General features: G+C 69.8%; 32 protein-coding genes and 1 tRNA gene. 20 read left to right on the top strand and 13 right to left on the bottom strand.

All coding sequences use genetic code 11. The features are described from left to right. Nucleotides 1-12 precede the first annotated feature (12 nt). On the bottom strand, nt 13-585 hold the full coding sequence (locus ED92_RS19060) for a 5-formyltetrahydrofolate cyclo-ligase (protein WP_081975906.1): 573 nt from the start codon (nt 583-585) through the stop codon (nt 13-15). A 218-nt stretch (nt 586-803) separates the two neighbouring features. Between ED92_RS19060 and glp the strand changes: the two genes are divergently transcribed. The 13 genes from glp (at nt 804) to ED92_RS18995 (ending at nt 12,170) form a co-directional block, all read left to right on the top strand. Then, a complete protein-coding gene (gene glp, locus ED92_RS19055; RefSeq protein ID WP_016337356.1) occupies nt 804-2,075 on the top strand; it encodes a gephyrin-like molybdotransferase Glp in 1,272 nt (423 codons plus the stop codon). Beyond that, complete coding sequence (locus ED92_RS19050) at nt 2,075-2,746, top strand: GNAT family N-acetyltransferase (protein WP_037340548.1); 672 nt, start codon at nt 2,075-2,077, stop codon at nt 2,744-2,746. The genes glp and ED92_RS19050 overlap by 1 nt, the downstream gene beginning before the upstream one ends. 161 nt (nt 2,747-2,907) lie before the next feature. After that, the gene (glpR, locus tag ED92_RS19045) at nt 2,908-3,714 is read left to right on the top strand and encodes a gephyrin-like molybdotransferase receptor GlpR (protein WP_037340545.1); all 807 of its coding nucleotides are present in this window, start codon (nt 2,908-2,910) and stop codon (nt 3,712-3,714) included. Nucleotides 3,715-3,786: 72 nt separating this feature from the next. Next, a tRNA-Ala gene (locus tag ED92_RS19040) sits at nt 3,787-3,859 on the top strand. A 217-nt stretch (nt 3,860-4,076) separates the two neighbouring features. Next, nucleotides 4,077-6,407 carry a helix-turn-helix transcriptional regulator gene (locus tag ED92_RS19035; protein ID WP_037340543.1) on the top strand — a complete coding sequence of 777 codons (2,331 nt, stop codon included), beginning with the start codon at nt 4,077-4,079 and terminating at the stop codon, nt 6,405-6,407. A gap of 121 nt (nt 6,408-6,528) precedes the next feature. Further along, entirely contained in the window at nt 6,529-7,494 is a 966-nt protein-coding gene (locus tag ED92_RS19030; protein ID WP_052120754.1) for a hypothetical protein, read from the top strand. Next, complete coding sequence (locus ED92_RS19025; RefSeq protein WP_037340541.1) at nt 7,491-7,817, top strand: hypothetical protein; 327 nt, start codon at nt 7,491-7,493, stop codon at nt 7,815-7,817. Before ED92_RS19030 ends, ED92_RS19025 begins: the two co-directional genes overlap by 4 nt. Continuing rightward, on the top strand, nt 7,814-8,521 hold the full coding sequence (locus tag ED92_RS19020; RefSeq protein ID WP_037340538.1) for an ESX secretion-associated protein EspG: 708 nt from the start codon (nt 7,814-7,816) through the stop codon (nt 8,519-8,521). Before ED92_RS19025 ends, ED92_RS19020 begins: the two co-directional genes overlap by 4 nt. 34 nt (nt 8,522-8,555) lie before the next feature. Continuing rightward, nucleotides 8,556-8,903, top strand: a complete 348-nt coding sequence (locus ED92_RS19015) for a YbaB/EbfC family nucleoid-associated protein (RefSeq protein ID WP_037340535.1) — start codon at nt 8,556-8,558, stop codon at nt 8,901-8,903. After that, nucleotides 8,900-9,217 carry a WXG100 family type VII secretion target gene (locus tag ED92_RS19010; protein ID WP_037340533.1) on the top strand — a complete coding sequence of 106 codons (318 nt, stop codon included), beginning with the start codon at nt 8,900-8,902 and terminating at the stop codon, nt 9,215-9,217. The genes ED92_RS19015 and ED92_RS19010 overlap by 4 nt, the downstream gene beginning before the upstream one ends. Continuing rightward, nucleotides 9,214-9,975, top strand: coding sequence for a hypothetical protein (locus tag ED92_RS19005; RefSeq protein WP_037340531.1), 762 nt, complete (start codon nt 9,214-9,216; stop codon nt 9,973-9,975). The genes ED92_RS19010 and ED92_RS19005 overlap by 4 nt, the downstream gene beginning before the upstream one ends. A gap of 11 nt (nt 9,976-9,986) precedes the next feature. After that, the gene (locus ED92_RS19000) at nt 9,987-11,099 is read left to right on the top strand and encodes a serine hydrolase (protein WP_037340528.1); all 1,113 of its coding nucleotides are present in this window, start codon (nt 9,987-9,989) and stop codon (nt 11,097-11,099) included. A gap of 75 nt (nt 11,100-11,174) precedes the next feature. Next, nucleotides 11,175-12,170, top strand: coding sequence for a teichoic acid biosynthesis protein C (locus ED92_RS18995; protein ID WP_037340525.1), 996 nt, complete (start codon nt 11,175-11,177; stop codon nt 12,168-12,170). Here the strand turns inward: ED92_RS18995 and ED92_RS18990 are convergent. From ED92_RS18990 to ED92_RS18975, 4 genes are read right to left on the bottom strand one after another with little or no spacing between them, the layout of a single operon-like run. Further along, nucleotides 12,146-13,399 carry an MFS transporter gene (locus ED92_RS18990; protein ID WP_037340523.1) on the bottom strand — a complete coding sequence of 418 codons (1,254 nt, stop codon included), beginning with the start codon at nt 13,397-13,399 and terminating at the stop codon, nt 12,146-12,148. The genes ED92_RS18995 and ED92_RS18990 overlap by 25 nt on opposite strands. Then, complete coding sequence (locus ED92_RS18985; RefSeq protein WP_037340522.1) at nt 13,396-13,743, bottom strand: VOC family protein; 348 nt, start codon at nt 13,741-13,743, stop codon at nt 13,396-13,398. The genes ED92_RS18990 and ED92_RS18985 overlap by 4 nt, the downstream gene beginning before the upstream one ends. Continuing rightward, the gene (locus ED92_RS18980; RefSeq protein WP_037340520.1) at nt 13,740-13,895 is read right to left on the bottom strand and encodes a hypothetical protein; all 156 of its coding nucleotides are present in this window, start codon (nt 13,893-13,895) and stop codon (nt 13,740-13,742) included. Before ED92_RS18980 ends, ED92_RS18985 begins: the two co-directional genes overlap by 4 nt. A gap of 9 nt (nt 13,896-13,904) precedes the next feature. After that, nucleotides 13,905-15,041: an MFS transporter gene (locus ED92_RS18975; RefSeq protein ID WP_037340517.1), complete on the bottom strand. Its 1,137-nt coding sequence runs from the start codon at nt 15,039-15,041 to the stop codon at nt 13,905-13,907. Nucleotides 15,042-15,118: 77 nt separating this feature from the next. On the opposite strand from ED92_RS18975, the gene ED92_RS18970 reads away from it, so the two are divergent. Continuing rightward, complete coding sequence (locus ED92_RS18970; RefSeq protein WP_037340514.1) at nt 15,119-15,676, top strand: helix-turn-helix domain-containing protein; 558 nt, start codon at nt 15,119-15,121, stop codon at nt 15,674-15,676. Between the two features lie 2 nt (nt 15,677-15,678). Here the strand turns inward: ED92_RS18970 and ED92_RS18965 are convergent, their stop codons facing one another. Genes ED92_RS18965 through ED92_RS18955 form a run of 3 tightly spaced genes read right to left on the bottom strand, consistent with a single transcriptional unit; the run spans nt 15,679 to nt 18,066 of the window. After that, complete coding sequence (locus ED92_RS18965; RefSeq protein WP_037342434.1) at nt 15,679-16,086, bottom strand: VOC family protein; 408 nt, start codon at nt 16,084-16,086, stop codon at nt 15,679-15,681. A 5-nt stretch (nt 16,087-16,091) separates the two neighbouring features. Continuing rightward, nucleotides 16,092-17,489, bottom strand: a complete 1,398-nt coding sequence (locus ED92_RS18960; RefSeq protein WP_037340511.1) for an aminotransferase class V-fold PLP-dependent enzyme — start codon at nt 17,487-17,489, stop codon at nt 16,092-16,094. Next, nucleotides 17,482-18,066: a class I SAM-dependent methyltransferase gene (locus tag ED92_RS18955; protein WP_037342433.1), complete on the bottom strand. Its 585-nt coding sequence runs from the start codon at nt 18,064-18,066 to the stop codon at nt 17,482-17,484. The genes ED92_RS18960 and ED92_RS18955 overlap by 8 nt, the downstream gene beginning before the upstream one ends. A gap of 227 nt (nt 18,067-18,293) precedes the next feature. Between ED92_RS18955 and ED92_RS18950 the strand changes: the two genes are divergently transcribed. The 3 genes from ED92_RS18950 (at nt 18,294) to mscL (ending at nt 19,858) form a co-directional block, all read left to right on the top strand. Beyond that, entirely contained in the window at nt 18,294-18,605 is a 312-nt protein-coding gene (locus ED92_RS18950) for an FmdB family zinc ribbon protein (RefSeq protein WP_037340509.1), read from the top strand. Nucleotides 18,606-18,720: 115 nt separating this feature from the next. Next, nucleotides 18,721-19,362, top strand: coding sequence for an SAF domain-containing protein (locus ED92_RS18945; RefSeq protein WP_037340507.1), 642 nt, complete (start codon nt 18,721-18,723; stop codon nt 19,360-19,362). A gap of 91 nt (nt 19,363-19,453) precedes the next feature. After that, entirely contained in the window at nt 19,454-19,858 is a 405-nt protein-coding gene (gene mscL / locus ED92_RS18940; protein ID WP_005155596.1) for a large-conductance mechanosensitive channel protein MscL, read from the top strand. Nucleotides 19,859-19,864: 6 nt separating this feature from the next. Here mscL and ED92_RS41970 read toward each other — a convergent pair whose 3' ends face one another. After that, nucleotides 19,865-20,038, bottom strand: a complete 174-nt coding sequence (locus ED92_RS41970) for a hypothetical protein (RefSeq protein WP_162836894.1) — start codon at nt 20,036-20,038, stop codon at nt 19,865-19,867. Between the two features lie 55 nt (nt 20,039-20,093). Between ED92_RS41970 and ED92_RS18935 the strand changes: the two genes are divergently transcribed. After that, nucleotides 20,094-20,372 carry a hypothetical protein gene (locus tag ED92_RS18935; protein ID WP_037342431.1) on the top strand — a complete coding sequence of 93 codons (279 nt, stop codon included), beginning with the start codon at nt 20,094-20,096 and terminating at the stop codon, nt 20,370-20,372. Here the strand turns inward: ED92_RS18935 and ED92_RS18930 are convergent. After that, nucleotides 20,369-20,869: a molybdenum cofactor biosynthesis protein B gene (locus tag ED92_RS18930; RefSeq protein WP_005155592.1), complete on the bottom strand. Its 501-nt coding sequence runs from the start codon at nt 20,867-20,869 to the stop codon at nt 20,369-20,371. The two genes, ED92_RS18935 and ED92_RS18930, sit on opposite strands and share 4 nt — an antisense overlap. Before the next feature lie 122 nt (nt 20,870-20,991). On the opposite strand from ED92_RS18930, the gene ED92_RS18925 reads away from it, so the two are divergent. Further along, the gene (locus tag ED92_RS18925; RefSeq protein ID WP_037340505.1) at nt 20,992-22,053 is read left to right on the top strand and encodes an NAD-dependent epimerase/dehydratase family protein; all 1,062 of its coding nucleotides are present in this window, start codon (nt 20,992-20,994) and stop codon (nt 22,051-22,053) included. Between the two features lie 71 nt (nt 22,054-22,124). Beyond that, a complete protein-coding gene (locus tag ED92_RS18920; RefSeq protein ID WP_037340502.1) occupies nt 22,125-22,928 on the top strand; it encodes an MBL fold metallo-hydrolase in 804 nt (267 codons plus the stop codon). Between the two features lies 1 nt (nt 22,929). On the opposite strand, the gene ED92_RS18915 is transcribed toward ED92_RS18920, so the two are convergent. The 3 genes from ED92_RS18915 to ED92_RS18905 are packed head-to-tail and all read right to left on the bottom strand — an operon-like array spanning nt 22,930 to nt 25,894. Beyond that, on the bottom strand, nt 22,930-24,096 hold the full coding sequence (locus tag ED92_RS18915; RefSeq protein WP_037340498.1) for a serine hydrolase: 1,167 nt from the start codon (nt 24,094-24,096) through the stop codon (nt 22,930-22,932). Between the two features lie 53 nt (nt 24,097-24,149). Then, nucleotides 24,150-25,199 carry a sensor histidine kinase KdpD gene (locus ED92_RS18910; protein WP_037340497.1) on the bottom strand — a complete coding sequence of 350 codons (1,050 nt, stop codon included), beginning with the start codon at nt 25,197-25,199 and terminating at the stop codon, nt 24,150-24,152. Beyond that, nucleotides 25,196-25,894, bottom strand: a complete 699-nt coding sequence (locus ED92_RS18905; RefSeq protein WP_037340495.1) for a response regulator transcription factor — start codon at nt 25,892-25,894, stop codon at nt 25,196-25,198. The genes ED92_RS18910 and ED92_RS18905 overlap by 4 nt, the downstream gene beginning before the upstream one ends. Nucleotide 25,895: the final 1 nt, after the last annotated feature.

Raw genomic sequence — 25,895 nt, 5'->3', positions numbered from 1 at the left:
TGCGTCGGGGCGTCAGTCTATTACCGGGCGCGGCGCCAAGCCGTGCTCCGGGGTCAGTACCCCGGTCATGCGGACGTCATGCGGTTCCGCGGGCAACTCGCGCACGAGTTCGGCGTCCCGGACGACGGCGATCAGTGCCGCGCCGGGCGCGGCGAAGGAGAGCGACCGGTCGTAGTACCCGGCGCCGCGGCCGAGCCGGACGCCCGCGTCGTCGACGGCGAGCGCCGGGATCAGCACCAGATCGGCCGTCCTCAGCGTGTCGGGACCGAGGCGGCGCCCGGTCGGCTCGAGCAACCCCCGCAGCCGTCCCGGCCCGAGGCTCGACGGGTCCTCGTAGACGGCCCACTCCAGCGGGCCCGGCGCGTCGGGGACGATCGGCAGCAGCACCCGTTTGCCCTGGTCCAGAAGTTGATCAAGCAGTGACGTCGAACCCGGTTCGGTACCGAACGGAACATAGGCGCACACGACTTCACCGGGCAGCCGAGCGGCGGCCGAGGCTAGCGCCATGGCCTCCCGCGCATGCTCTTCCGACACCTGCGAACGCCGTTCGGCGGTTATCCGGGAACGCCACTCCGTTTTGCTCAGGTGTTCATTGCCGGGCTCGACCACGTGGTCAGGTTAGGCTTCACGCCTATGACAGGCGCAGCGACCACCCCGGCGGCACGGACCACGAGGAGCTTGCCCGATCGGGCGATTTCCGCGGCTTCGGACCGCATCACTCCTGGTAACGGTGGTGAACTTCAGTTCACCGACGGGCCTTCAACGCGTGCCTGGTCGAACGAACGGATCGAGATCCCCCAGTCATGACGGAACCCATCGCCGAAGCGGCCGAGACCGAAGACGCGGGACAGTTCCGTTCCGTCGAGGATCAGATCTCCCTGACCCTGGACGCGGCGGTACGCCCGCGCCCGGTCCGGGTCGCCATCTCCGAGGCCCAGGGCCTCCTGTGCGCCGAAGAGGTCGTCGCCGAACACGCGCTGCCCGGTTTCGACCAGGCCGCCGTCGACGGCTACGCGGTGCGAAGCGTCGATGTCCGCTCCGCGGGTCAGGAGCCGGTGCAGTTGCCGGTGGTCGGCGAGATCGCCGCCGGTTCCCGCCAGCCGCGGCGGTTGCAGCCGGGGCAGGCCGTGCGGGTCGACACCGGCGCGCCGCTGCCGACGCTCGCCGACGCCGTCGTCCCGACCGCCTACACCGACGGGCACCAGGCCAAGGTCACCGTGCATCGGTCGGTGCCGTCGGCCGGTTACGTGCGCCGGACCGGCGAGGACGTGCAGATCGGCGACGTCGCCGTGCGCAAGGGCGACACCATCGGCTCGGCCCAGGTCGGCTTGCTCGCCGCGGTCGGCCGCGCGAAGGTCCTGGTCTACCCGCGACCCCGGGTTTCGATCGTTTCCGTCGGCGACGAACTGGTCGACATCGACCGCACTCCGTCGGTCGGACAGGTTTACGACGTCAACTCCTACGCGCTGTCCGCGGCCGCGCGGGACGCGGGCGCCGAGGTGAGCCGCGTCGGCATCGTCCCCGGCGATCCGAAGCGCCTGCGAGAGGTCGTCGAAGGTCGCCTGCTGATGTCGGAGATCGTCGTCGTCGCGGGCGGCGCCGGCGGGAGCGCGGGCGACGAAGTGCACGCGGCGCTGTCCGATCTCGGCCACATCGACATGACCCGCGTCGCCATGCACCCCGGTTCCGTGCAGGGTTTCGGCAGGCTCGGTCCCGACTCGGTCCCGACGTTCCTGATCCCCGGCAACCCGATGAGCGCGCTGGTCGTATTCGAGGTGCTGGTCCGCCCATTGATCCGCGCCGCGCGCGGCACCCGCAACCCGCACCGCCGGATCGTCGGCGCGCGGCTGCTCTCCCCGATCACCTCGACCAAGGGCCGGAAAGGGTTCCTGCGCGGGCAGCTGCTGCGCGACGAGGGCAACGGCGAGTACCTGGTGCAGCCGCTCGGCACCTCCGGCGCGCATCTGCTCGCGTCGCTGGCCGAGGCGAACTGCCTGATCAACATCGACGAAGACCTCACCGAGGTCGCCGCGGGCGAGCAGGTCAAGGTGACCTTCCTGGCCCAGCGGGCGTAATGGGCGCACCGATTTCCGGCGTCGCGTATCCGATCGAGAGCAGGCATCCGGGCTGGCCCGCGAAGCTGGGCCCGCTCCGGGTGCCCGCCGGGATCCTCGCCGTCCGGCCGGTCCGTCTCCGCGACGCCGGCGAGTGGAGCCGCGTCCGACTGCGCGATCGCGAGCACCTGGAAATGTGGGAACCGACCGGCGTCGGGCCCTGGCCGGATCGCAACGCGTATTGGTCATGGCCGTCCCAATGGCTGGCATTGCGCGGCTTGGCCAGGCGCGGTCAATGTCTCCCGTTCACCATCACGGTGGACGGACGCTTCGCCGGACAGATCACTGTGGGTAACGTCATCCGGGCGTCGCTCCGATCGGCCTGGATCGGCTACTGGGTGTCATCGGACATCGTCCGCGGCGGCGTCGCGACCGGCGCCGTCGCCCTCGTCACCGACCACGTCTTCGACTTCGGCGGGCTGCACCGCCTGGAGGCGACCGTCCGCCCCGAAAACACCCCCAGCCTGCGAGTTCTCGGCAAAGCGGGCTACCGGCAAGAAGGACTTTTCGAGCGTTATCTCGATGTCGCGGGTGGCTGGCGGGACCATTTCTGCTACGCCGTCACCAAGGAGGAGACCGGTGACGGACTGGTCTCACGGCTCGTCTCGAAGGGCCTCGCGGAGCGCGTTTGACCCCATTACCGGGTCGTTCCGGTGACCGCGTTACCACAAGCTGTGAGATTCACCTAATTTGGTGATGCATTTTCCGTGATCGAAACCGGCGAGTCTGCGCGGCGTGTGTGACTGTTGTGGCTAGCGTGACTACAGCAGTGGATCGGGGGAGGTGACGGGAGATGCCCAGTTCGGTGATCATCGTCGCGCTCGCAGCGGCATGGCTCGTCGTTCTCGTGCCCATGGTCGCCCGCAAGCGCCAGCAGGTCGCACGGACGACGGACTCGGCCTTGGCGGCGCGAGTCGTGCGGAGCGGGAGCACACGCCACGAGGGACCGGAGGAGTTCGCGATGGCGGAAAACACGGAACCATCGGTAGAAGACGACCTGGCCGAACTCGAGGCGGAGCTCGACGCCGACCTCGAGGACGAGGAGCCGGAAGCCGAACCGCTTCCCCAGCCCTCGCACACGGCCCGCCCGGAAAGAGAACGCCAAGGCACGGGCTACCGTCCCGGCCGTGGCGGCTTCGACCCGGAGGCGGCGGACATCGCCGCCCGCGCCAAGTACGCGTTCCGGCAGCGGGTCGTCATCGCCCTCCTGGTGCTGGTGGTCACCACCGCGGCCGTCGCCGGCTTCCTGACCCCGACGGTCTGGTGGGCCAACGGTGTCGTCGACGCCGTCCTCATCGGCTACCTGGCGTACTTGCGCCGCCAGGTCCGCATCGAGAACGACATCCGGCAGCGCCGCCTCGCCCGCTTCAACAGCACCCGCGCCCCGCGCCGGCCGGCGGTCGACGACGAAGACCACGAGTCCCGTGAGGACATCGAGGTCGTCGCCACCGAACGTCCGGCCGTCGTGGAACGCAAACCGTCCCCGATGTCCCGCCTCCGGCGCCAAGCCGTCGTCGTCGACCTCGACGACGAGGACCCGGCCTTCCACGAGCTCGACGAGCCCGGGACCAGGCCTTTCCGCCGGGCCTCCGGAGAGTGACCCCCCTGCGTTTGGGCCTCCAGAGCCACTGCTAAGCTCATGGAGCCTCAAACGCAGGGGCAAGCTTCACCAGGGGCTGTAGCGCAGTTGGTAGCGCGTCTCGTTCGCATCGAGAAGGTCAGGGGTTCGATTCCCCTCAGCTCCACAGTAGAAAAGACCCGCGCTTCCCAGAAGTGCGGGTCTTTCGCGTTTCACAGCCGCCCGCTTTTCTTGCCGATTTCGTCGCGAAACATACCGGGATCGGCAAATACGAAAGAAAGGATTCGCGCGGGGTACCGACCAGGCTTACGGACTCCCGTTCGCGGCCTACCCGCCACTAGGATGATCACCCGTCGCACAGCGCTTCTGGAGGGACGTCGCCCGTGGCCGGTCGGTTCGGCGTTCTCCTCCGTGACGCCCGCCGCCGGGCAGGTCTGACTCAGGACGGCTTGGCCGCCCGCTCGGGGGTCGGGGTGCGGACCATCCGCCGTCTCGAAACCGGTGGGGGCACCGACCCGCGCGTCGGCACCGTGACGTTGCTCGCCGACGCACTCGGCATCACCCCGCAGGAGCGCGCCGATCTCCTCGCCGCCGCCGACGGCAGGCAATCGGACGAGCCCGTCGAAGCGCCGCCCGAGGACACCGTCGAAACACCGGTGGTTCCGGCTCCCTCCCTCGTCATCGTGCCCGAAGAGGTGACCGAAGCGGCGGACCACCTGGCCACGATCATCGCCACCCGGCTCCGGCGCGAGGAGGAACTGCGCCGAGTGCACGATCCGTTCCCCCTGCCCGTACGGTGGCGGGTCGCGGCCGAACTCGCCGACCACTGGGACAACATCTGCCGCGTTCCGCACGGGGTGACAGCCGCGCCGCTCGATCTCTCCGGCGAGATCGGCGACATCGCGGACGTCTACCGCGGCATCCCGTCACGAAAACTGGTGGTGCTGGGCCGCGCGGGAGCGGGCAAGACCGTGCTGACGCTGCGTTTCGCGCTCGACGCGCTGGCCGTCCGGAATCGCGGCGGCGTCGTGCCGGTCATCTTCACCATCGGTTCGTGGGACCCGACCACGACACCGTTGCGTTCCTGGCTCGTCGAAACGCTTCAGCGCGACCATCCCGGGCTCTCCGCCGAGGCTCCCGGCGGCTCGACGTTGGCGGCCGTGCTGGTCGACACCGGATACGTCCTGCCCGTCCTCGACGGCTTCGACGAGATCGCCGAGGGGCTGCACCGGCCGGCGCTCGAAGCACTCAACTCCCTGTCCGGGCCGCTGTTCCTGACCAGTCGTTTCGACGAGTACGAACGTGCTGTCACCAACGTCCACACGCTGACGTCGGCCGCCGTCGTCGAACTGACCGACCTCGGCGTCGACGATCTCGCCGGTTACCTGCCCCGAACGGCACGACGCGTCACTCCCGGCGGAACGGCCACGGCGTGGGATCCGGTCTTGGCCGCCTTGCGCGATACCGAAGCGCCGGCCTCGAACCTGGCGACGGTCCTGAAAACCCCGCTCATGGTCGGGCTCGCCCGCACGGTCTACAGCGACTCGCGCGAACGCGATCCGGCAAGTCTGCTGGACACCGACCGCTTCCCCACGACGCAGGCGCTCGAGGAGCATCTGCTCGACACCTTCGTCCCCACCGTCTGGGAAGCCGGTGACGTCCGGCAGCGCTGGGATCTCGAACAGGTCCGCCGCTGGCTGGGTTTTCTCGCCGACGACCTCGACCGGCGGGACACCGGTGACCTCGAATGGTGGCGATTGGGCGGCTCGCTGACGCGTTGGTCGCGCATCCTCCTGGTGACGGCCTCCACCTGGCTGACCACGGCGCTCGTCATCTGGTTCGTGTTGAGCCCGCTCAATTCCCTCACTTCCGGCCTGCCGTTCCGGTGGCCCGTCGTCCTCGTCGACGGGCTGGCCAGCGGGGCCGTGATCGCCGTTCCGTTCGGTCTGCTGTATTCGTTCCTCGTGGTCCGCAAGGCCGGGTCCCTTGAACCGACACGTGTGCGGATGCGGCTGTTCGACCGGCGGGCACGACGGCCCCGCCTCCGGCGAAGGATCGCGGTCAGGTTCGCGGCGGGTGTGGCGGGCGGCGTGCTGGCGGCCGTCGCCGTCACCCTTGTCGGCGTCTTCGTGAGAGCGCTGTCGCCGGATCTCGTCGTCATCGATGATCTCGGCCATCTCCTTCGCCTGATCCTGGTCGACGTCACCGTTTTCGGGCTCGCCTTCGGCCCTGTCTGCGGCGGGCTGCTGGCGCTCCTCACCCTCCTCCAGGTACCCGCCAACTTGACCACCGCCACCAGCCCCGCCGATCTGCTCGCGGCGAACCGCTCGACCGTGCTGCGCGTCGTCGGCTTGTTCGCGCCGGTGCTCGCGATCGCGATCGGCCTCGGCAGCTTCGGGGCCGCGGCCGCGCTGGAGAGCATCACGGGCCCGTCCTTCCACCTTGTGCGCTCGTTCAGGGTCAGTGCCCTGCTCGGCCTCACCGCGGGGCTCGTCACGGCCTTCGCGTACGTGATCACCTTCACCGCGTGGGGCCAGTGGCTGGTCTTCACCCGCTTGCGGCTCCCCTTGCTCCGCAAGCTGCCGTGGGCCGTCACCGCGTTCCTGGACGACGCGTACCGGCGAGGGGTCCTGCGCCAGTCCGGCGCGGTCTACCAGTTCCGGCACGCCCGGCTGCAGCAGCATCTCGCGAAGGCCTACCGCTCCCAGCTCTAGGGCCTTTTCGCAGCTCAGCGCCACCGGCCGTAAATGGCCGCCGCTCGACCTTCCGGCTCCGGCACGCCCGCCGCCAGCATGGGTCGCATCGACAAGCGGTCGGTGGGAAGGGGGAACCGGGGTGAGCGCCGAGACCGCGCTGGATGGCGGGGTGAACTGGGATGCCTACAGCCACGAAGAGCTCCACGGGATGCTGTGGCAGGACGCCGACGTCACGGACGTCAGCACGATCGCCGCGGACTGGTCCGGGCACCGGGCGGCCTTGGTCGACCACGCCGAGGTGCTGCGCGAACAGCATGACGCGCTGCTGGACGGCTGGCACGGCAGCGGCGCGGAGGAGGCGGCCAAGCGGCTACTCGTGCTCGCCGAACGGGTGGAGAAGATCGCGGAACTCGCCCACGCCGGCGAACGGGCCGCGCAACAGGCGGCCGACGCGCTCGCATGGGCCAAGGCCACGATGCCCGCCCCGGCGGACGATCCGGCCGGACGCATGACGGGCATGTTCTTGGACTGGACCTTCGGCGGAGCCGGTTTCAGCTTCTACGCCGAAACCGGCTCGGCCGATCTGCGGAAGCAGCGCGCCGTCCAGACGATGCGCACCTATGAGTCGAGCCTGACGAATTCGAGCAGGCTGATCGGACAGGCACAAGGCACGGTCCCGGCCGCCTCGACCATGCCGGGCGGCGGCGACACCACGGTGAGCGCCTCGGCCTCCTCACCGGAGCGCACCACCCCGAGCGGGTCTTCCTGGCAGCGCCTCACCGGGTCCGGCGGGCTCGGACCAGTCCCGGCCGTCAGTGCCGGCCTCACCGGCGCCTTCGTGAATCCTCTCGCGAACGGCGTGCGAGTGGGGGCGGCGGCGTTGCCGGCCGGGCCCGGCGCGATGGCGGCGCAGACGGCCGCCGAACCGGCCGCGGCGCGCACCGGCTCCGTGGGTCAGCCGGCGCCGGTCGGCTCGGGCACGCCTGGCCGGTCCGACGAGGACGACCACACGAACCAGCTGCCGACGATCGACCACGCGCTGTTCCCACTCGCGGAACCCGCCAGCGAGGCGGTCATCGGTCTTCCCCGGCAGGAGTGGCGATGAGCGCGGGGCGGGGCATCGAAGTCGAGCTGGACCTGCTCGACGCGCGCATCACGACGCTGGCCGAGCTCGGCGATCTCACCGCCGATCTGGTGGCCACCGCGAGCAGGCTCGCGGAACGGCTGCCGATGCTGGGAACCGCGCCGCCCGCCGCGCATCTGGCGCACCGCCTGCGGGAAGCCGCGGGAGGCTCCGGACTCGCGGGCGAGGTGAAGGCCGCGGAACGCGAAGTCCGGGAGTACCAGCAGATGCTGGCGTCCGCCAAACGTGAGTACCAAGAGCGGGAAGAGCGCTCCGGCGACGAACTCAAGGGGCGGGCGTCATGACCCCGCTCGACGAACACGGCACCCGCTTCGCACTCGCGGAGCTGGATCTGCTCGCGACCTTCGCCGGGGTACCGCTGCCGTTTCCGATGCGGATTCCGTCGTTCGGCCGGATCGCGGGCGAACGCGAGGTGTCGCTCAGCGCCGCGGGCGGTTCGCTGGCCGAGCGTGGTCTCGCCACGTCGGAGGGACCCGCCGGCCTGGCCGGGGCTCTGGTCGCCGCGCTGCGCGGGTACCACAGCTCGGTCGATCTGGTGCTGGCCCACCAGGGAAGCTTGACGGGGTTCGCGGCGATGATCCACGAAAACCGAGTGGTCCTTTGTGGACAGACGCTCGGTGGCACGCCGAGCCAGGTGACCGTCATGAGGGTCGCGTACGACGCGGTGGCCGACACTCTCGCCGGGCTCCTTCCCGACGTGCCCGCCGCACCGACCCTGCCGATCACCTTGTCCCCGGGGGCCGTCGGCGACGACCCGGCCGCCGAAGCGCTCGCCACCGTGCTGCCTTCGCTGACCGGACGCGGCCAGCTCGGTGTCGTGCGCCGATCGGGCGCCGAGAAGCGGCCACTCGAAATCTCCTGGCTGGACGGTCCTTCGGGGAGAGTCCGGATCGACCACGACGACCGCGGCTGGGTGAGCGTCAACCCGTTGCGGCACAACGAACTCGTTCACGCACTACGCGAGGCGACGGCACTGGCCAGTCAGTGACGACGCGTTCCATCGAAAAGGGAAGGGGAACACCATGGAGCCGGCACAATGGCTCGCCGACTACCGAGACCGGCTCGAACGCGCCGCGGACGGCGCCCGCCAGGCTCGGGAAAGCCTCGAACAGGCGGGGGCGACGGCACGCTCACCCCGGGGTGAGGTCACCGTTTCGGTCAACGCGGCGGGTGTGCTCGAGGATGTCGCGTTGACGCCCGCCGCGCGCAGACTCGAAGCCGACGCGCTCGCCGTGCTGATCGTGACCACCGCACGCGAGGCCCAGTCTCTCGCCGGCGAACGGATGGCAGACGTGATGGCCGGGTATCTCGGTGACGGTCCGGCACTCACCCGGCTCACCCGGCACCTCTCGCCGGAGGTCGTGCGATGACCGCGGAACGGTCCTACACCGTCGATCCCGATCAGTTACGCCGGCACGCGGGCCGGCTCGCCGCGCACGCCGACCAGTTGTCGTCGCTCGGCACAGCCCTGCCCGGTGAAATGCCGCCGACGGCGCTCGGACCGTTCGCGCAGTGCTTCACCGCGGGTATCGGCGCCGCGATGAGCCGGACGAGGGACGCGTTCGCCCGCACCGCGTCCGTCATGGACGACGTCGGCGAAGGCATGCGGAAGGCGGCCGGGATGTATCAGAGCACGGACGAAGAACACGCCGCCCGCCTGAACCGAGACGGAGGCGCACGATGACCACCGCGGTGGAGATCGGCACCGCGCTCGCGAACCTGCGTATCGCGCGGGATTCCGTCGGCGGCAAGGAATGGCTGTCCGCGGAGCTCAGCGGCGAACCGGCCGTCTCACTCGACATGCTCGGCTCGACGGCGAGCCCGCTTTCCGCGTTGAGCAGCGCCGGGTGTGACTTCCTGACACCGATGATCTCGTTCCTCGAAGAGCCGCTCGGGCAGCTTCGCGGTGATCCGGGGTCGGTTTCGGCTCCCTCCGCCGAGCACGACCGGGTCTCGCGGGGCGCGAACTCCGTCGCCGAAGACTACGGCTCCACGACGGAGAAAGAGACGAGCGAATGGTCCGGGAACGCGAAGCAGGACTACGCCGCGACGGCGACGAAGCTGGTCGACGGGGTCAAAACGGTCGCGGAGGCCGCGGCGACCAACGCGAAGGCGATCGTCGCGGCCGGTGAGGTGGTGGCGCAGGCCGTCGACATCGTCACCCGGCTGATCACCGAGGCCGTCGGGAAGATCGTGCCGATCATGACGAGGGCCATCGCGGCGGCGCCCGCGACGTTCGGGGCCAGCATCGCCGAGGCGATCCCGGAGTGTGTGGCGATCGCCGTCGAACACGGCGGCCGGATCGCGGCGAAACTCGGCGAGCTGCTCGTCAGCGGCGAAAACCTCGTGAAATTGCTCGAAGGCGTGGCCGGTGTGCTCGACGTCGTCGAGAAGGGTCTCACCGCGATCGGTGAGGCCTCGGCGAACTCCGAAAAAGACTGAGGGAGAAGAGAATGGGAACGAATACCCAGCGGATCGCCGGTGTCGCACTGGCCGTCGCGCTCGCCGTACCGGTCGCGCCCGCGGTGGCGGCCGAGACCGGCGATCACGCCGCCGTACAGACCATGCTCGACCGCTTCCAGCGGAAGGCGGGCCCCGGCGCCGCCGTCCACGCCGGCGACGGTCAGGGCTCGTGGTCCCTGTCGAGCGGCTCGGCCACCACCCCCGGACAGCGGCCCATCACGGCGGACGACCATTTCCGGATCGCCAGCCAGACCAAGACCTTCACCGCGGCCGTGGTGCTCCAGCTGTTCGACGAGGGGCTCGTCGACCTCGACGCTCCTATCGAGCGGTACCTGCCCGGCGTCGTCACCGGGAACTACGACGGCACCGTCATCACCGTGCGGCGGTTGCTCAACCACACGGCGGGATTCCCCCACGACCCCGCCGGCGCGAAGACCAAGCCCGACGGCACGTACGACCTGGCCACGCTCGTGCAGGCCGCGATGGACGACAAACCGGTCTCCGCGCCCGGCGCCTACCACTACTCCAACGTCGGCTACCTGGTGCTCGGCCTGCTGATCGAGAAGCTCACGGGCAAGTACGTCGGCGACGCGATCACCGAGCGGATCATCGCACCGGCCGGGCTGACCGAAACCTCGTTCCCGCCGCCGGGAAAGCGCACCATCACCAGTCCGTATCTGCCCGGTTACCAGGGGTTCCAGTTCGGTGGCGCCTACTTCTGGGTCGACATGACGACCTCGTTCGAACTCTCGAAGTGGAGTTCGTCGGCCGCGATGGAATCCACCTTGACGGACCTCGCGAAGTTCTACCGCGCGCTCGTTTCGGGCACGATCGTCTCGCCGAAGGCCCTCGCGGAGATGCGCACCGTCGTGCCGTGGACGCCGGGTTCCCCCGCCGGGTACGGGCTCGGGCAGTTCAGCCTCCAGTTGTCGTGCGGCGGCGTGGCCTGGGGGCACGACGGTTCCCTGCCGACCGGGCACGCGTCGCTGACACTGGCCACCGACGACGGCCGGTTCGCGTCGGTCGTGACCAACACGAACCAGCTCCCGACCGACCCGAGCGCCATCGACGTCGCCAACGCCGCCCTGTGCGAGGGGAGGTAGGCCGGGTTGTACGAATCTTGTACGAGCGTGAACAACCTTCCATCGGACCGCGAAACCCGACGAAGGCGAGCGCCCATGTCCGAGCAGCTGCCCCCGGACCCCGTCCGGTCCCCGTTCTCCCGGCGTTCGCTGCTGCGGGCCGGTGGTGGTCTCGCCGCGACGACGGCGCTGCTCGGCACCGGCGCGGTGTTCGCCGGGCCGGCTTCGGCCGCGGTGCCGGCGTCCAAGCGGTTCGACCTCACCAAGCCGTCCTACGACGAGTTCCGCAGCAAGATCCTGCACGAATCGCACCATGTGATGCAGGGCTTCGCCTTCGACAACCAGAACGTGCGCATCTTCATCGTGAACGCCCGCAACGGCGGGACCGGCGACGACCTGTGCGTCACCCAGGTCAACTTCTCCGGCGAGATCCAGGGCTCGATGCATCTGAACAACGCCGGGCACGGGGTGTCGATCGGCGTCGAACCGGTGGGCACCGACTCCTACATCTGGATGGAATGCGACTCGGACGGGCCGACGAGCGCCGGTCGCGGGACGGCGCTGGCGCGGTTCAAGTTCGTCAACGGTGGCACGCCGTCGGTGAAGAAGTTCCTCACCGGCAGCGACACGATCACCTGCGCCACCGATCCGATCAACAAGCGGATCGCGGTGCGCCGCAACGAAGGCGGCAAGATGTTCTACAGCGTCTACCCGCTCGCTTCCGCGGCCGCGGGCAACTTCAGCTCACCGCTGGCGCATTTCGCGCAACCCGCGCTGTCGACCGTGCCGGTGACTTTCCAGGGTTACACCATCTACGGCCAGTATCTGTACACATTGGACGGTACGGGGCACGAGGATCCCGCCGACATCAACTCCTACGTCACCTGCATCGACATGAACACGGGCACCGTGAAGAGCCGCGCGCTGACCAAGGCTGGGCAGTCGCTGGTGTTCCGTGAACCGGAGGGGCTCGGGATCTACCGGAGCCTCGCCGGGGAAACCCGGCTGTACATGGGTTTCGGATCGCGTAGCAGCATGGACAACATCAACCGCTACGCGAACCTGTTCTACAAGAACGTCCTCATCGACTGACGACTCGCGGCGAACGCGGCCGCCGCCAGGGCGGCCGCGAAGAGCCCGTACGAGACGAACAATCCGGTGCCTGAAGAACTCAGGGCACCGCCGACGGCCCTGCCCAGCAGTTGCCCGACGCATTCGGCGGTGATGACGGCGGTCGCGAGCTCGGCGGCGGTGAAACCACTCGCGTCCGCCGTCGTGGCCCGGATGTACAGGCCCGGGTAAGCGAGTCCGACGCCGATTCCGGCGACCGTCCAGGCGACGAGGGCTATGGCGAACGAGCCACCGAAGGCCACGGCCGCGGTGCCGAGGGCGGTCAGGCTCAGGCCCACGACAGGAAAGCGCGCCGAGGAGAATTTGGCCGCGACGAGGCTGGTCACCGCCCAGCCGAGCGGGGCGGCGCTCAGGACGATCGCCGCTTGCCCGAGGCTCAGGTGGAAACCGCTCGTCAGGAGCACGGTGATCAGGCTGTCCGCGCCGAAATAGCCGATCGCGAACAGCACCATCGCGCCGAGCGCGGCGGGGGTTCCCGGCCGGAGCCGTGCGGTGCCCGGCGGCAGGATCGCGATCATCCCGGCGGCGGTGATCGCCGCCCCGGCGAGCGCGAGCGGCCAGAAACCCGCGCTGAACACGACGATCGCCGCTCCCAGTGGCACCGAAAGCGTCCGCAGCAAGGGTCGCGAAGCGGCATCGGCTGCGTCGCCGCGCGCGGCTCGCACGACCAGCAACCGTCCGAAAAGGACGAACGGTACCGGAAGCAGCAGGGTCCACCGCCAGCCGACGAGGTGTTCCAGGCCGAGGGTCGCGGCCGGGCCGACCAGGGCGGGCACGATCCACATCGCCGACGACGCCGCGATCACGCGGATCCTCAGCCGGTCGTCGAGATGCCGGATCGCCGAGCTGACACCGAAAATCGCCAGGAGACCACTGGCGAGCCCGGCCGAGAACTGGCCGAGGGCGAACATCCACGCCGTCCGCGCCGACGCGGCCAGGGTGAGCCCGCCGAGGTAGGCGATCATCCCGACCGCGAGCGTGCCGCGGGGGCCCAGCCTGCCGAGAACCCGGCTCGCCAACGGGAGCGCGACGAACAACCCCAGCGTCGAGCCGGCGATCAGGAGTCCGAGGTCGCTCCTCGCGTCGAGATCGCCGGCGACGACGGGCAGCAAGGTGGAGGCGACGAAACCGGTGACGGCGGCCGCGAATTCGAGCGCGACGATGCCGACCGCCAGCCGGATTCCGGTCATGTGTAGAGGTCTCGGTCGTACCGGTTCAGCTGCACCCAGACCCCGTCCGGATCCTGGACGCGCAGCGAGTGACCGAATGCCTCGTCCATCGGCGGGCCTGGTTCGAATCCGGCTGCCCGCAAGCGTTCCGCGACGTCCTCCAGTGGTTCGTCGACTTCGAAGGCCAGCTCACAGCAGCCGACGTCGTCGCCGGACGACCGGTGGATGGCCAGCATCCCGGCCTCGGCGGGCATTTCGACCCAGCCGCCGGGGCGCGACACCGGCCCGGTCCGGAGGCCGAGCACCTCGTAGAACCGCGTCATGGCCTCGACGTCCGCGCTGTAGCGGATCGGCATGATCTTCATCGCTCGCGTTCCTCACTGGTCCGCAGCAGGTACTCCTCCAGCACCCGTTCGACGAACGACGAGAGCGACTCGTCGGCGTCGACGGAGGCGTGCTTCACCCGCTTGATGAGGTCGGGCGGCAGATAGACGTTGAATTGCCGTTTCTCGACCATGCTCGCATGCTAGCAAACGAGCACAAGCAGCACCGTGACCAGCGCCAGCCCCGCGCCGATCCACGGGATGGCGGCCAGCGAAGCGCCCAGATTCAGCGCCCCGGCGGCGAAGGCCGGCGTGAGGCTGATGCCCAGCTGGAAGGCCGAGACCGTGGTCGCGCCTGCCAGAGTCGGGGCGGACGCGGCGATCGTGAAGACCCGCCCGTAGAGCGCCGGATTGAGCACGAAGGCCGCGATACCCAGCAAGAACACCGTCGGCACGACGACCCAGACGGAAGTGGCGAAAAGGGCGAGTATCGCCGAGAAGACCGCGATGCCGACACCGCCGCCGAACAGCGCGTGGCGCGGCCGACGGTCGGAGATGCGGCCGCCGATCGACAGTCCGGCGAAGGCTCCGATCCCGAACAGCGCGAGGACCGCGGGGATCCAGACCGCGGGCACGACGTCCGCGAGCATCGCCGCCAGGTAGTTGAAGGACACCATGTACGCGGCGGTGCTCAGGATGGTGATCGCGTAGACGCCCCAGAGGCGCGGCGTCCGCATGGCGCGCAGCTCCCCCGAAAGGCTGGGTTCCGTCGAAGGCGCGGTGGCGGGCAGGCCGACGGCGCACGCGACCACACCCACGACGGTCAGCGTCACGACGCCCCAGAAGCCGCCGGTCCAGTCGGTGAGGTTGCTCAGCAGGGTGCCCACCGGTCCCCCGGCCACCATGGCGACGCTGAGCCCGGCGACCACGACGCCGGAGGCGCGGGCGTTGCGGTCGGGGGTCGCCAGGCTGATCGCGGTCACCGTGGCGACCGAGAAGAACCCGGCGTAGGCGAGACCGGCGACGAACCTGGTGACCAGGAGGATCCAGTAGTCGCCGGCGAGCAGGCCGACGGCGATGGCCGCGGCGAAGGCGGCCTGCGTGGTCATCAACGCCGTACGCCGCGGCCATTTCAGGCTGAGCACGGCGAACGGCGGACCGCCCAGGACGACACCGAGCGCGAACGCGGTGATGAGCACGCCCGCAGAGGACAGGGAGACGCCGAGATCGGCGGCGACCGCGGGCAGGACCCCGGCCATCAGGAACTCGGCGCTCCCCATCGCGAACAGGCTGAAGGCGAGGAGGTAGACACCGGCGGGAAGGCGTTTCGTCTCGATCATGGCGCCAGCATCGGGAGATTCTGGCTGTTTCGGCAAAGAACTTTGCCGGAACCGGGACGAGCTGCTCTGCTGGCGGCATGGAGAGCCAACCCGCCGTCACCGCGGCGATCGAACTGATCGCGCCCCGGCTGCGCCGCGCCAGGGACAAGAAGGGCACGACGCTGGTGGAGCTCAGCCGCGCCACCGGCATCTCCACCAGCACCCTGTCCCGCCTCGAATCCGGACAGCGCAAGCCGAGCCTCGAACTATTGCTGCCGGTGATCGCCGCGCTGGGCCTGCGCGTCGACGAAATCGTCGCCTCACCGAGGGTGCTCGAAGCGCCTTCGGACGGCCGGGCGCTCATCCCGCTCACACGGCACGAGGACGGGCCTCGCGCCTACAAGATGACGATCCCGGCCAGCGACGACGAACCCCGCACCCGAACCCACACCGGCCGCGAATGGCTTTACGTGCTGCGAGGCAGGCTGCGGCTCGTGCTCGGCGACCAGGACGTCGTACTCGGTCCCGGCGAGGCCGCCGAGTTCGACTGCCGGACGCCACATTGGTTCGGCGCCACCGGCCGCGGGCGGGTCGAGGTGCTCAGCCTCTTCGGCGAACAGGGCGAGCGGATCCACGTCCGCGCCCGCACCCGATGACGTCAGACGCGCTGCTGGATACGGATCAGGTTCCCGGACGGGTCGCGGACGGCGCCGTCACGCAGGCCGTACGGCTGGTCGGTCGGCTCCTGGATGATCTCGGCGCCCGCCTCCTGCAGATGCTTGAAAAGGCCGTCGAGGTCGTCGGAGGAGAACAGGATCCCCGCGTAGGTGCCCTTGGCCATCATCTCGCCGATCACCCGGCGTTCGTCGTCGGTGATGCCCGGGTCGACGGCGGGCGGGTGCAGCACGATCGACACGGGCTGTCCCGGCGGGCCGACGGTGAGCCAGCGCATGCCGTCGTAGCCGACGTCGTTGCGCACCTCGAAACCGAGAAGGTCGCGGTAGAAGGCCAGTGCGGCTTCGGGGTCGGTCTGCGGGAGAAAGCTCCCGTGAATGGCGATGTCCATGACGGTCACGCTAGGTGAGACCGGTTCTCGACGCTTCTCGATTCCTGATCGCTCTTCCGAGCCGCCTTGATCGCCTCGACACTGCGATCGACGTCCGCTTCGGTCGTGCTCCAGTTCGACACGGAGATGCGCATCAGGCGCCGTCCGTGCCAAGTGGTCGCGCCCATCCAGCACTCGCCTGACCGCTGGAGGGCTTCGACGACACGGTCCGTATCGCCGTCGAAAGCGACGAGCACCTGGTTCAACACCACGTCGTTCACGACGGTGACGCCCTCGCACGCGTCGAGTTTCCCGGCGAACCTCCTGGCCAGCGCACAGCATCGTTCGACCATCTCGGCGATGCCCTCGCGGCCGAGCTCGCTGAGCGCGGCCCACGTCGCGAATCCTCGCGCCCGGCGGGAGGACTCCGGCACGAAGTCGCCCGGCGCTCGCACCCCACCGGCGCCCTGGCCGGTCAGGTATGCGGCGGTGACCGCCATGGCGGCCCTGTGCGACTCGGGATGGGCGCAGAACGCGTAGCCGCTGTCGTACGGGACGTTGAGCCACTTGTGCCCGTCGACCGCCCAGGAGTCGGCCCCTTCCAGGCCCGCGGTCCATCGCCTGAGCGTGGGAGCGGCGGCCGCCCAGAGCCCGAACGCGCCGTCGACGTGGACCCACGCGTCGTGCCGGCGGGCGATCTCCGTCGCGGCGGCGAAGTCGTCGAAAGCGCCGGTGTTCACGTTCCCGGCCTGGAGGCAAACGATTGCGGGCCCGTCGAGTGTCCTTTCGAGATCCGCGATGTCGATGGCACCCTGGCCGTTCGCGCGCACCGGCCGCACGGCGTCGGTGCCCAGGCCGAGCAAGCGGAGCGACCGGTCGATCGACGCGTGCCGCTCTTCTCCGGCGACGACCCGCAGAGGTGGCGCCCCCTGCAGTCCCCGGCGCTCGACGTCCCATCCCGCCCGCGCCAGCAGGTGATGCCGGGCGGCGGCCAAGCCGACCGTGTTCGCACCCTGCCCGCCGGTCACGAAGCCGAACGAGGCACCGGCCGGGAGACCGAGGACCTCCTTGAGCCACTCACCCGCCACTTCCTCGACGATCGCGGCGGCGGGCGAGGTGACCTGGTTGAACGCGGGCTGGTCCCACCCGGTCGCCAGCATGTCGGCCGCGGTCGCGGCGTCGAGCGCGCCACCGGTGACGAAACCGAAGTACCTCGGCCCGGTGTTCGCCACCAGCGCCGGCTCGACGGCGTCGGCCAGCCGCCGGATCACGTCGGCGGGCGGGGTGGGCTTCTCGGGCAGTTCGCCGAGTTTCTCCCGGACACCCGTCGTGTCGTCCGGGAAGACCGGGGCGTCGGCGACGCTTTCGCGGTACCGGGTGACGCGGGCGGCGACGTCGGCCAGGAGATCTCGCAACTCACTCATCCGACGGCTCTCTTTCGATCGTCGCGAACCACGCGGGAGCGCCCTCTTCGTCGTGGAACCTCGTCCGGACGCGCTCCTCCACGATGGCCTTCACACGCCATCCTGCCCCGAAGGGCTTTGTCAGCGCTTCACGTTTTACCGGGTGGGGACCGGCGTTCTCGCCGTCGCGGAAGCACAAGATGTAGAGCGTCCCCTTGGTGACCGCTTCGAGGCTCTTGACGTACGCGACGCGCTCGTCCGCGTCGAAAGCGTGGAAGAGCCCGCAATCGAGCACCGTGTCGAACCGCCGCCCGAGCCGCTCCAGGTGAAGCGCGTCCGCCGTCATGAATTCGGCGTCGAGCCCGAGCTCGCTCGCCCTTCGCCGTGCGATGGCGAGGGCCGTCTCGGCGACATCGACGCCGAGCACCGGAAGCCCTCGCGACGCGAGATGAAGCGCGTTCTCGCCCGACCCGCACCCCGCGTCGAGCACCGTGCCGGTGAAGCTCCCCACCGCCCTCACGACCGCGGGCTGGGGTCCGCCGAAATCCCAGGGGGCGGGGCCTTCGAGGTACGAGGCGTCCCAGGGCAGGCCGGTCATCCGCTCGTGACTGGTCGGGTTCCTGCCGCCGAACGGATCCTCTTGCGACATGGTGACCGCCTTTCCCGCACTCCGGCGTGGCACGACCTCACGAGCTTAGGCGCGACGCCCGTGACCAGCGCGTCATGTGACCTTGGGAAACCTTGTTTGACCTGCGGCGGAATGCCCCGGTACCGTTAGGCGTTAGCACTCTTGTCGGCTGAGTGCCAATGCACGAAGGAGCAGCAGTGCCCACCTACCAATACGCCTGCAAGGAATGCGACCACGCTTTCGAGGCCGTGCAGTCGTTCTCCGACGCGAGCTTGACCGTGTGCCCGCAGTGCTCGGGCCCGCTTCGCAAGGTCTTCAGCTCGGTCGGCGTGGTCTTCAAGGGCAGCGGTTTCTACCGCAACGACTCGCGCGACTCGAAGGCCAACACGACCGCGGCCCCGGCCAAGACCGAGACGAAGTCGGAGTCGAAGACCGAGTCCAAGTCCGAGACCAAGAGCGCGGCATCCTCCTCCACGGGTACCACGAAAACGGCCGCCGCCGCTTCCTGACGTCCCGAGTTGTCCACAGGCCCCCGGTTATCCACAGCCGGGGGTTTTCGTTCTTTCCAGGGCCGCGTGCCACCCCTAGCGTCGAGATCATCACCGATCGACGAGGGGGAATCCCGTGCTCCACGCTTTGCCCGTCCTGCGAAGACTTCGCGGCAGGCCCGCGCGGCTGTTGCGCCGCTGGCTTGCCGTGTCCCTGCTGCTCAGCGGCCTGGTCGCGCTCTTCCTGCCCGCGTCCGCCCGCGGTGCGCCCGGCACCGCGACCGTGGTCTCCGCCCGCGACCTCCCGGCCGGGTCGGTACTGCGCGCCGTCGACCTCAAGCTCGTCGATCTCCCGGACGACGTCCGTCCACAGGGCGCCACCGGCCTGCCCGCGTCGGTGGAGGGACGGCTGCTCGTCGGTGCGGCGCGGGCGGGTGAACCGCTGACCGACGTCCGCCTGCTGGACGCGGCCATCCCCGGATCGGGTGATCCCGAGAGTTCAACTGTGCCGGTGAGGCTCGCCGACGCCGGTGTCACGGAGCTGCTCAGGCCGGGCCAGCGGGTCGACGTCGTCGCGGCCGCCGAAGCCGGGCACGAGGCGTCTGTGCTGGCCAGCAGGGCTGTCGTGGCGGCCGTGGGGGCTCAGGCTGCCCGTGACCCGACGCCTCCCGGCGCCGGGAGCAAGGGACCTTTGGTGCTGCTTTCGCTGCCTTCCGCGATCGCGACACGAGTCGCCGCCACTTCGCTGGAACGGTCCATAACGGTTACCCTCCGCTAGCTCGCGCCTGCCCATGGCGGCGGGCGCCTGCGTCCCCCCGGTATGGAAAAGGGACGGTCGGCGAACCGTCCCAGGTGAAGAGGAGAGCGTCTTGCTCAAGGGTTTCAAGGACTTCCTGATGCGCGGGAACGTCGTCGACCTCGCGGTCGCGGTGGTCATCGGCGCCGCGTTCACGGCGATCGTCACGGCCTTCACGAACGGCCTGATCAAACCGTTGATCAACACCATCGGCGGGTCGGACGCCGCCAAGGGGCTGGGGTTCAACATCCTGGCCGAGAACGACGCCACGTTCCTCGACTTCGGCGGCGTGATCAACGCGGCGATCAACTTCGTGCTGGTCGCGGCCGTCGTCTACTTCGTGATCGTGCTGCCGGTCAAGCACGTCCAGGAGCGGCGCAAGCGCGGCGAGGAAGCCGGCCCGGCGGAGCCGACCGACGTCGAACTGCTCACCGAGATCCGCGACCTGCTCCGCGCGCAGCAGAACCGCCAGGGCTGACCCGGTTCACCGGTCGTGATGAGGCGGCCGGTTCTCCAGGAACCACGAGTCGGAGTCCGGGGTGCGCCGCCCCGGCTCTCGCTCGTCGGAGGTCGTGTCCGGCAGGACGTCGCCGAAGATCTCGTCGACCCGTCGTTTCTCCGCCGCGGCGGAGCGCTTGTCCTCGTCTTCACCTGGCATGACGTCCATTTTCGCACCGGTCGCGAGGTCCGCCGACCGGTGGGACCATCAGCGCATGAGCATTGTCGACAAAGCGAAGGGGCTGGCCGCTCAGGCCATCCACAAAGCGGAAGAGGTCGCTGGCGAAGTCCGCGAGAAGGCCGGGCCGCTGGCCGAGAAGGCGGGCGACGTCGCGGCCAAGGGTGTCTCGGCGGCGTCCGCCGGGGCGAACAAGGTCACCGGTGGCCGGTTCGAGGACAAGATCGGCCACGTCACCGAGAAGGTGGAAGGAGTGTTGCACCAGGACAAGAAGGGCGAGCCCGGGACAGAGCCCGGACCCGCGCCCCAGAATTAAGCCTCTTCGAGCCCGGACAGCTCGTCGATCACGTACGGCACCAGCGACGAGAGTGTCGCCATGCCGTCGCGGACGGCCGCGCGTGAACCCGCGAGGTTGACCACCAGCGTGCTGCCGGAGACGCCGACGAGCCCGCGGGAGATGCCCGCGTCCACCGCGCCGGCGGCGAGGCCGGACGCGCGCAGTGCCTCGCCGATGCCCGGGATCGGGCGGTCGAGCACACCGGCCGTCGCGTCGGGCGTGCGGTCGCGCGGGGAGACCCCGGTGCCGCCGACGGTGATCACCAGGTCGGCGCCGCCGATCACCGCGGTGTTGAGCGCGTTGCGGATCGCGGCCGTCTCGGCCTCGACCACGACGACGCCGTCGACGATGAATCCGGCCTCTTCGAGCAGCTCCGTGACCAACGGTCCCGTGTTGTCCTCGTGTTCGCCGTGGGCGACGCGATCGTCCACGATGACCACCAGTGCGCGGCCCAGCCGTTGTGCGCTCCGTTCCATAGGCACACCGTATCCGGTTTCGGCTGATCTTCGCTTCGGCGGTGCCGCGTAGTTGTGACGATTCCCTGACGTGAGCCGGTGATCCGGCGCCGCCGCCGGAAATCGCCCCTAGCGTCGGAGCGGTGCGAACACTGATAACCGGCGGGGCCGGGTTCATCGGCTCCCACGTCGCCGATCTGCTGTCCGATCAAGGCCACGAGGTGGTCGTCCTCGACAACCTCCTCGGCACCGCGCACGGTTCGCCGCGCCCGCCCGGGTACACCGGCCGCCACCGGTTCCTGCGTGGCGACGTCACCGACACGGAACTGGTCGCCGAGTTGCTGGACGGCGTCGACGCGGTCTGCCATCAGGCGGCCGTCGTGGGACACGGGATCGATCCGTCCGACGCGCCGTCGTACGCGCTGAACAACGACTACGGGACCGCTGTGCTGCTCGCGGCGATGCACCGGGCGAAGGTCCGGAAACTGGTGCTCGCCTCGTCGATGGTCGTCTACGGCGAGGGGCGCTACGAGTGCCCCGTCCACGGGATCGTCGCGCCGTCGGCGCGGAAACAGTCCGATGTGGATGCCGGACGCTTCGAGCCTGCCTGCGCGGCTTGCGGAGCCGAGCTCGGCTGGCGGCTGGTTCCCGAAGACGCGCCGTTGCGGCCGCGGAGCACCTACGCGGCCACCAAGCTCGCCCAGGAACATCTGGCGGCGGCGTGGGCCCGGCAGACCGGCGGAACGGTCTGGGCCCTGCGCTACCACAACGTCTACGGGCCACGGATGCCGCAGAACACCCCGTATGCGGGCGTCGCGTCGCTGTTTCGATCTTCGCTTTTGCGTGGTGAGGCGCCGATCGTGCTGGAGGACGGCAAGCAGCAGCGCGACTTCGTGCACGTCCACGACGTGGCGAGGGCGAACGTCCTGGCGCTGGGCACCGACGGCCCCGAAGGCGACCTGACGCCGCTGAACATCTGTTCCGGGCAGCCCCACTCCGTGGGCGAACTCGCCGAGGAGCTCGCGAAGGCCTGTGACGGACCTGCCCCGAAGATCGCGGGCGGCGCCCGGCCGGCCGACGTGCGGCATGTCGTCGCGGATCCCGCTCGCGCCGAAAAGCTGCTCGGCTTCACCGCGCGAACGGGTTTCGCCGAGGGCATCGCCGGATTCGCCACCGCTGAGCTGCGGGAACCGGTCGGTTCCTGAAACCGGGAACAGACCGGGCCCCCGGCCGGTTGTCGTTCCCGGCAACGGAATCGACTTTTTTGGGGGTTTTGGTGGGCATCACCGTCGGAGACATCGAGATCGAAGCGCTCGGGGACGGCCTGATCCGGCTGCCGCTCGCGTTCTTCCCCGGTCTCGACCCCGAAGCCCACCCGGAAGTCTTCGACGAGGACGGCACTGTGCACGTCCCGACCGGCGCGTACCTGATCCGCGGCGAAGGCCGCACGATCCTCGTCGACACCGGCCTCGGCCCGCGCGAATTCGCCTTCCCGCCGGGGATGACGCCCGCCAAGGGCGACCCCACCCCGCCGATGGGCACGGGCGGCGACCTCGCGGCCGCACTGGACAAGGCCGGGTGCCCGGTGGACGAGATCGACACCGTCTTCCTCACCCACCTGCACAACGACCACATCGGCTGGATCGCCCCCGAAGGCGACCTGACCTTCCCCGGTGCCCAGGTCGTCTTCGGCCGGCTCGACTGGGACGCGCTGATCGCGCCCGCCGGGACGGGCGAATGGAGCCGCGTCGGGATGGAGACCGCCCGCGGCGCGGGGCTGACCGAGGCGATCAGCGGCGACGACGTCGAGATCGCGCCCGGGATCGTGGCGCGGCACGCCCCCGGGCACACGCCCGGCCACTACGTCCTCGACATCACCGCGGACGACGAGCGTCTGCTGCTGCTCGGCGACGTCCTGCACACTCCCGCGCAGCTGACGGACTCGCGGGTCGGCTTCCTCGGTGACGTCGACCCGGATCTCGCTCTCCGTACCCGGCAACGCTTTCTCGCCGAAGCGGAAGAGACCGGCGCGATCATCGCGCCGGCCCACTTCCCGGATATGGGGTTCCTGCGGCTCTGAGCTACTTGCCGCAGAGCACCTTGTCGGTGAGCAGCTGGTCCGCCTTGTTGTAGGCCTGCCCCAGATCGGCCGCCGAGTCGCCGTAGGTCATGGACAACTCGAAGGTCCGGCTGCCATCGGCCGTGCTGGCCATCACCGTTCCGAAGCCGTGGAAACCGCCCATTCCCTTGAGGACGGTGCCACAGCTCGCTTCCTGGACGTACAGCCCGAGTCCGTAGCCGCCCTTCGGGTGCGGCTTGCGCATCTCGGCGAGCAACGGGGCGGGCAGCAGCTTTCCGCCCAGCAGCGCGGAGAAGAACGTGTGGAGGTCCTTCGTGGTCGAGATCAGCTCACCGGCGCTGGACGCCCACGACGGGTTCTGGTTGGTGATGTCGACCGTCTTCCACTGCCCGGGCTTCTCCTCGTAGCGGTAGTAGCCGTGGGCGTGCGGCCCGGGGATACCCGGCCAGGTGCCGGGCACCACGGTGTCCCGGAGTCCGAGCGGCCGGAAGATCCGCCGCTGAAGCTCGTCGCCGTAAGGGCGGCCGGTGACCTTCTCGATCACCAGCCCGGCCAGGACGTAGTTGATGTTCGTGTACGTCCAGTCCGTTCCCGGCGCGAACAGCGGCGGCTTCGACAGGCCGAAGCGCACCAGCTCCTCCGGCCGGTAGGTGTGATACCGGTTGTCCAGGAACTCCTTGCCAGTCAAGGGGATTCCGGGCACGATCGTGCCGTCGGGCAGCATCGCGCCGGTGTAGTCGAACAGGCCGCTGGTGTGCTGCAACAACATCCGGACGGTGATCCGCCGGTCGAGGCCGAACTCGGGCAGGTACCCGGCCACCGGCGCGTCGAGGCCGACCTTGCCCTCCCCGACCAGCTGCAGCACGGCGGTGGCCACGAAGGTCTTGGTGTTGCTGCCGATCCGGAACCGTCCGTTGGTCGGCGGTTTGGCGGCCGAGCCCAGCTCGCGCACCCCCGCGCTGCCGGTCCAGTCACCTCGCGGATCGTGCACCCGCAGCTGCGCGCCGGCGAAACCGGAGGCGGCGATCTCCTCGGCCATCGCCCGCAGGTCCGGCCGGTCCCGTCCGCTGTCCGCGGCGGCCACGCCGGGCGCGACCCCGGCCAGCAGTGCGGCCGCCACCGCGGTGATCGCCGTCCGTCGGAAGAATCGCTTCGCTGAAGTGGTCATGGCGGCAACGATCGCCGTCCGCGCTGACACCGCGGTGACACGCCGCTGACACGTCAGGGCATGGCGAGTGGAAGCCGGACCTCGAACCGGCAGCCGGGTCCGTGGTTCTGGACGCCGATCCGGCCGCGATGGGCTTCCACCAGGCCTTTCGCGATCGCGAGGCCGAGCCCGCCGCCGCTCGCCAGCCCACCGCGTTCGGGCGTCCGCGCCCGCGTCCCGCGGAAAGCGACGTCGAAGACGCGGCCGATCTCGTCGTCGGGGATCCCGCCGCAGCCGTCGGAAACCGCGAGCAGTGCCTCGCCGCCTTCGATGCCGATCTGGACGGCGACCGTCCCGTCCGGCGGGGTGTGCCGCACGGCGTTGGACACCAGGTTGCGCACGATCCGCGCCAGTTCCGGATCGCTGCCGGAAACGACCGGCCACACGTTGGCGTACTCGATCATGCGCACGCGTTTTTGGTCGGCGAGCGGCGCCTGCGCGGCGACGGCGTCGCTCACGACGTCGCGCAGCGGCACCGCGGCCATGGTCAGCTGCAGGGCGCCCGCGGTGATCCGCGAAAGCTCGAACAGGTCGCCGACCATGCCGGACAACCGCGTGGTCTCCCCGCTGATCCGCCGCGCGTAACCGGTGACCTCGATCGGGTCGGCGACGACGCCGTCCGCGACGGCCTCGGCCATCGCCTGGATGCCGGCCAGCGGGCTCCGCAGGTCGTGGCTGATCCACGCGACCAGTTCGCGCCGCGACGCCTCGGCCGCGCGCTCCCGTTCCCGCGCCTCCCGTTCCCACACACTGCGGCGCGCGATCGCGCGGCCGAGCACGAGCGCCGCCGGCACGGTCACGAGCGCCACCAGCAGACAGACCAGGGTCATCGTGGTCAGCGCCGGAGTGAACATGAACCCGCTGATCCCGAGCACCGCGATCAACGTCGCGAGCACCGGGATCAGCACGAGGATCGTCATCGTGCTGGCCAGCGAACCGTGCCGGAGCAGGTACAGGGCCAGCCCGCCGAGCAGCACCACCGGCAACGCGAACATCAGCGCGAACGGCAGGATGTGCCAGGCGTGCGCCAGCATCTCGCCGAGCGACTCCCCGGAGCCGATCATCGCCGCACCGGGTCGTACCGGTAGCCGACGCCCCACACGGTGGCGACGCGGACGGGTTTCGCCGGATTCTTCTCGATCTTTTCCCGCAGCCGTCTGACGTGGACGGTCACGGTGGACTGATCGCCGAAGTCCCAGCCCCAGACCTTCTCCAGCAGATCGGCGCGGGAGAACGCCACCCCGGGATGGGTGAGGAAGAACGCGAGAAGATCGAATTCCCGGCTCGTCAGGGGAAGTTCCACGCCGCCGAGGGCCGCCTGCCGGGCCGACATCTGCAACGCGAGGTCTCCGTCGGTGATCACGCGCGCCGCCGGTTCGGGGCGTGGCATCCGCGCCCGCCGCAGCACCGACGCCACCCGCAACGCGAGTTCCTTGGGGCTGAACGGTTTCGTGACGTAGTCGTCGGCGCCGAGCTGGAGTCCGGCGATGCGGTTCTCCTCCTCGCCGAGCGCGGTCAGCATCACGACCGGCACCTGGCTCACCTGCCGCAGGCGGCGGCACACCTCGAGCCCGTTGAGCCCGGGCATCATGACGTCGAGGACCACCAGGTCCGGCCCGGTCGTGGAGAACAGCCGAAGCCCCTCGGTGCCGTCCCCGGCGACGTCGACCTCGAAGCCCGCGACCTCCAGATACCGCCGGACGACGTCCCGCACGGTCTCGTCGTCGTCGACGACGAGCACCCGGCCCTGTTCTGTCATG

Source organism: Amycolatopsis sp. MJM2582 (assembly GCF_000754115.1).
Lineage (GTDB): Bacteria > Actinomycetota > Actinomycetes > Mycobacteriales > Pseudonocardiaceae > Amycolatopsis > Amycolatopsis japonica.
The sequence above is the reverse complement of the archived record's forward strand: the minus strand, read 5'-3'. Positions and strand labels throughout refer to the sequence as shown.

Bases quoted from the DNA above. Each gene is read 5' to 3' on its own strand.
- glp (WP_016337356.1), top strand. From the start codon at position 804: ATGACGGAACCCATCGCCGAAGCGGCCGAGACCGAAGACGCGGGACAG.
- ED92_RS19050 (WP_037340548.1), top strand. From the start codon at position 2,075: ATGGGCGCACCGATTTCCGGCGTCGCGTATCCGATCGAGAGCAGGCAT.
- glpR (WP_037340545.1), top strand. From the start codon at position 2,908: ATGCCCAGTTCGGTGATCATCGTCGCGCTCGCAGCGGCATGGCTCGTC.
- ED92_RS19025 (WP_037340541.1), top strand. From the start codon at position 7,491: ATGAGCGCGGGGCGGGGCATCGAAGTCGAGCTGGACCTGCTCGACGCG.
- ED92_RS19020 (WP_037340538.1), top strand. From the start codon at position 7,814: ATGACCCCGCTCGACGAACACGGCACCCGCTTCGCACTCGCGGAGCTG.
- ED92_RS19015 (WP_037340535.1), top strand. From the start codon at position 8,556: ATGGAGCCGGCACAATGGCTCGCCGACTACCGAGACCGGCTCGAACGC.
- ED92_RS19010 (WP_037340533.1), top strand. From the start codon at position 8,900: ATGACCGCGGAACGGTCCTACACCGTCGATCCCGATCAGTTACGCCGG.
- ED92_RS19005 (WP_037340531.1), top strand. From the start codon at position 9,214: ATGACCACCGCGGTGGAGATCGGCACCGCGCTCGCGAACCTGCGTATC.
- ED92_RS19000 (WP_037340528.1), top strand. From the start codon at position 9,987: ATGGGAACGAATACCCAGCGGATCGCCGGTGTCGCACTGGCCGTCGCG.
- ED92_RS18995 (WP_037340525.1), top strand. From the start codon at position 11,175: ATGTCCGAGCAGCTGCCCCCGGACCCCGTCCGGTCCCCGTTCTCCCGG.
- ED92_RS18990 (WP_037340523.1), bottom strand. From the start codon at position 13,399: ATGACCGGAATCCGGCTGGCGGTCGGCATCGTCGCGCTCGAATTCGCG.
- ED92_RS18985 (WP_037340522.1), bottom strand. From the start codon at position 13,743: ATGAAGATCATGCCGATCCGCTACAGCGCGGACGTCGAGGCCATGACG.
- ED92_RS18980 (WP_037340520.1), bottom strand. From the start codon at position 13,895: ATGGTCGAGAAACGGCAATTCAACGTCTATCTGCCGCCCGACCTCATC.
- ED92_RS18975 (WP_037340517.1), bottom strand. From the start codon at position 15,041: ATGATCGAGACGAAACGCCTTCCCGCCGGTGTCTACCTCCTCGCCTTC.
- ED92_RS18970 (WP_037340514.1), top strand. From the start codon at position 15,119: ATGGAGAGCCAACCCGCCGTCACCGCGGCGATCGAACTGATCGCGCCC.
- ED92_RS18965 (WP_037342434.1), bottom strand. From the start codon at position 16,086: ATGGACATCGCCATTCACGGGAGCTTTCTCCCGCAGACCGACCCCGAA.
- ED92_RS18960 (WP_037340511.1), bottom strand. From the start codon at position 17,489: ATGAGTGAGTTGCGAGATCTCCTGGCCGACGTCGCCGCCCGCGTCACC.
- ED92_RS18955 (WP_037342433.1), bottom strand. From the start codon at position 18,066: ATGACCGGCCTGCCCTGGGACGCCTCGTACCTCGAAGGCCCCGCCCCC.
- ED92_RS41970 (WP_162836894.1), bottom strand. From the start codon at position 20,038: ATGCCAGGTGAAGACGAGGACAAGCGCTCCGCCGCGGCGGAGAAACGA.
- ED92_RS18935 (WP_037342431.1), top strand. From the start codon at position 20,094: ATGAGCATTGTCGACAAAGCGAAGGGGCTGGCCGCTCAGGCCATCCAC.
- ED92_RS18930 (WP_005155592.1), bottom strand. From the start codon at position 20,869: ATGGAACGGAGCGCACAACGGCTGGGCCGCGCACTGGTGGTCATCGTG.
- ED92_RS18915 (WP_037340498.1), bottom strand. From the start codon at position 24,096: ATGACCACTTCAGCGAAGCGATTCTTCCGACGGACGGCGATCACCGCG.
- ED92_RS18910 (WP_037340497.1), bottom strand. From the start codon at position 25,199: ATGATCGGCTCCGGGGAGTCGCTCGGCGAGATGCTGGCGCACGCCTGG.
- ED92_RS18905 (WP_037340495.1), bottom strand. From the start codon at position 25,894: ATGACAGAACAGGGCCGGGTGCTCGTCGTCGACGACGACGAGACCGTG.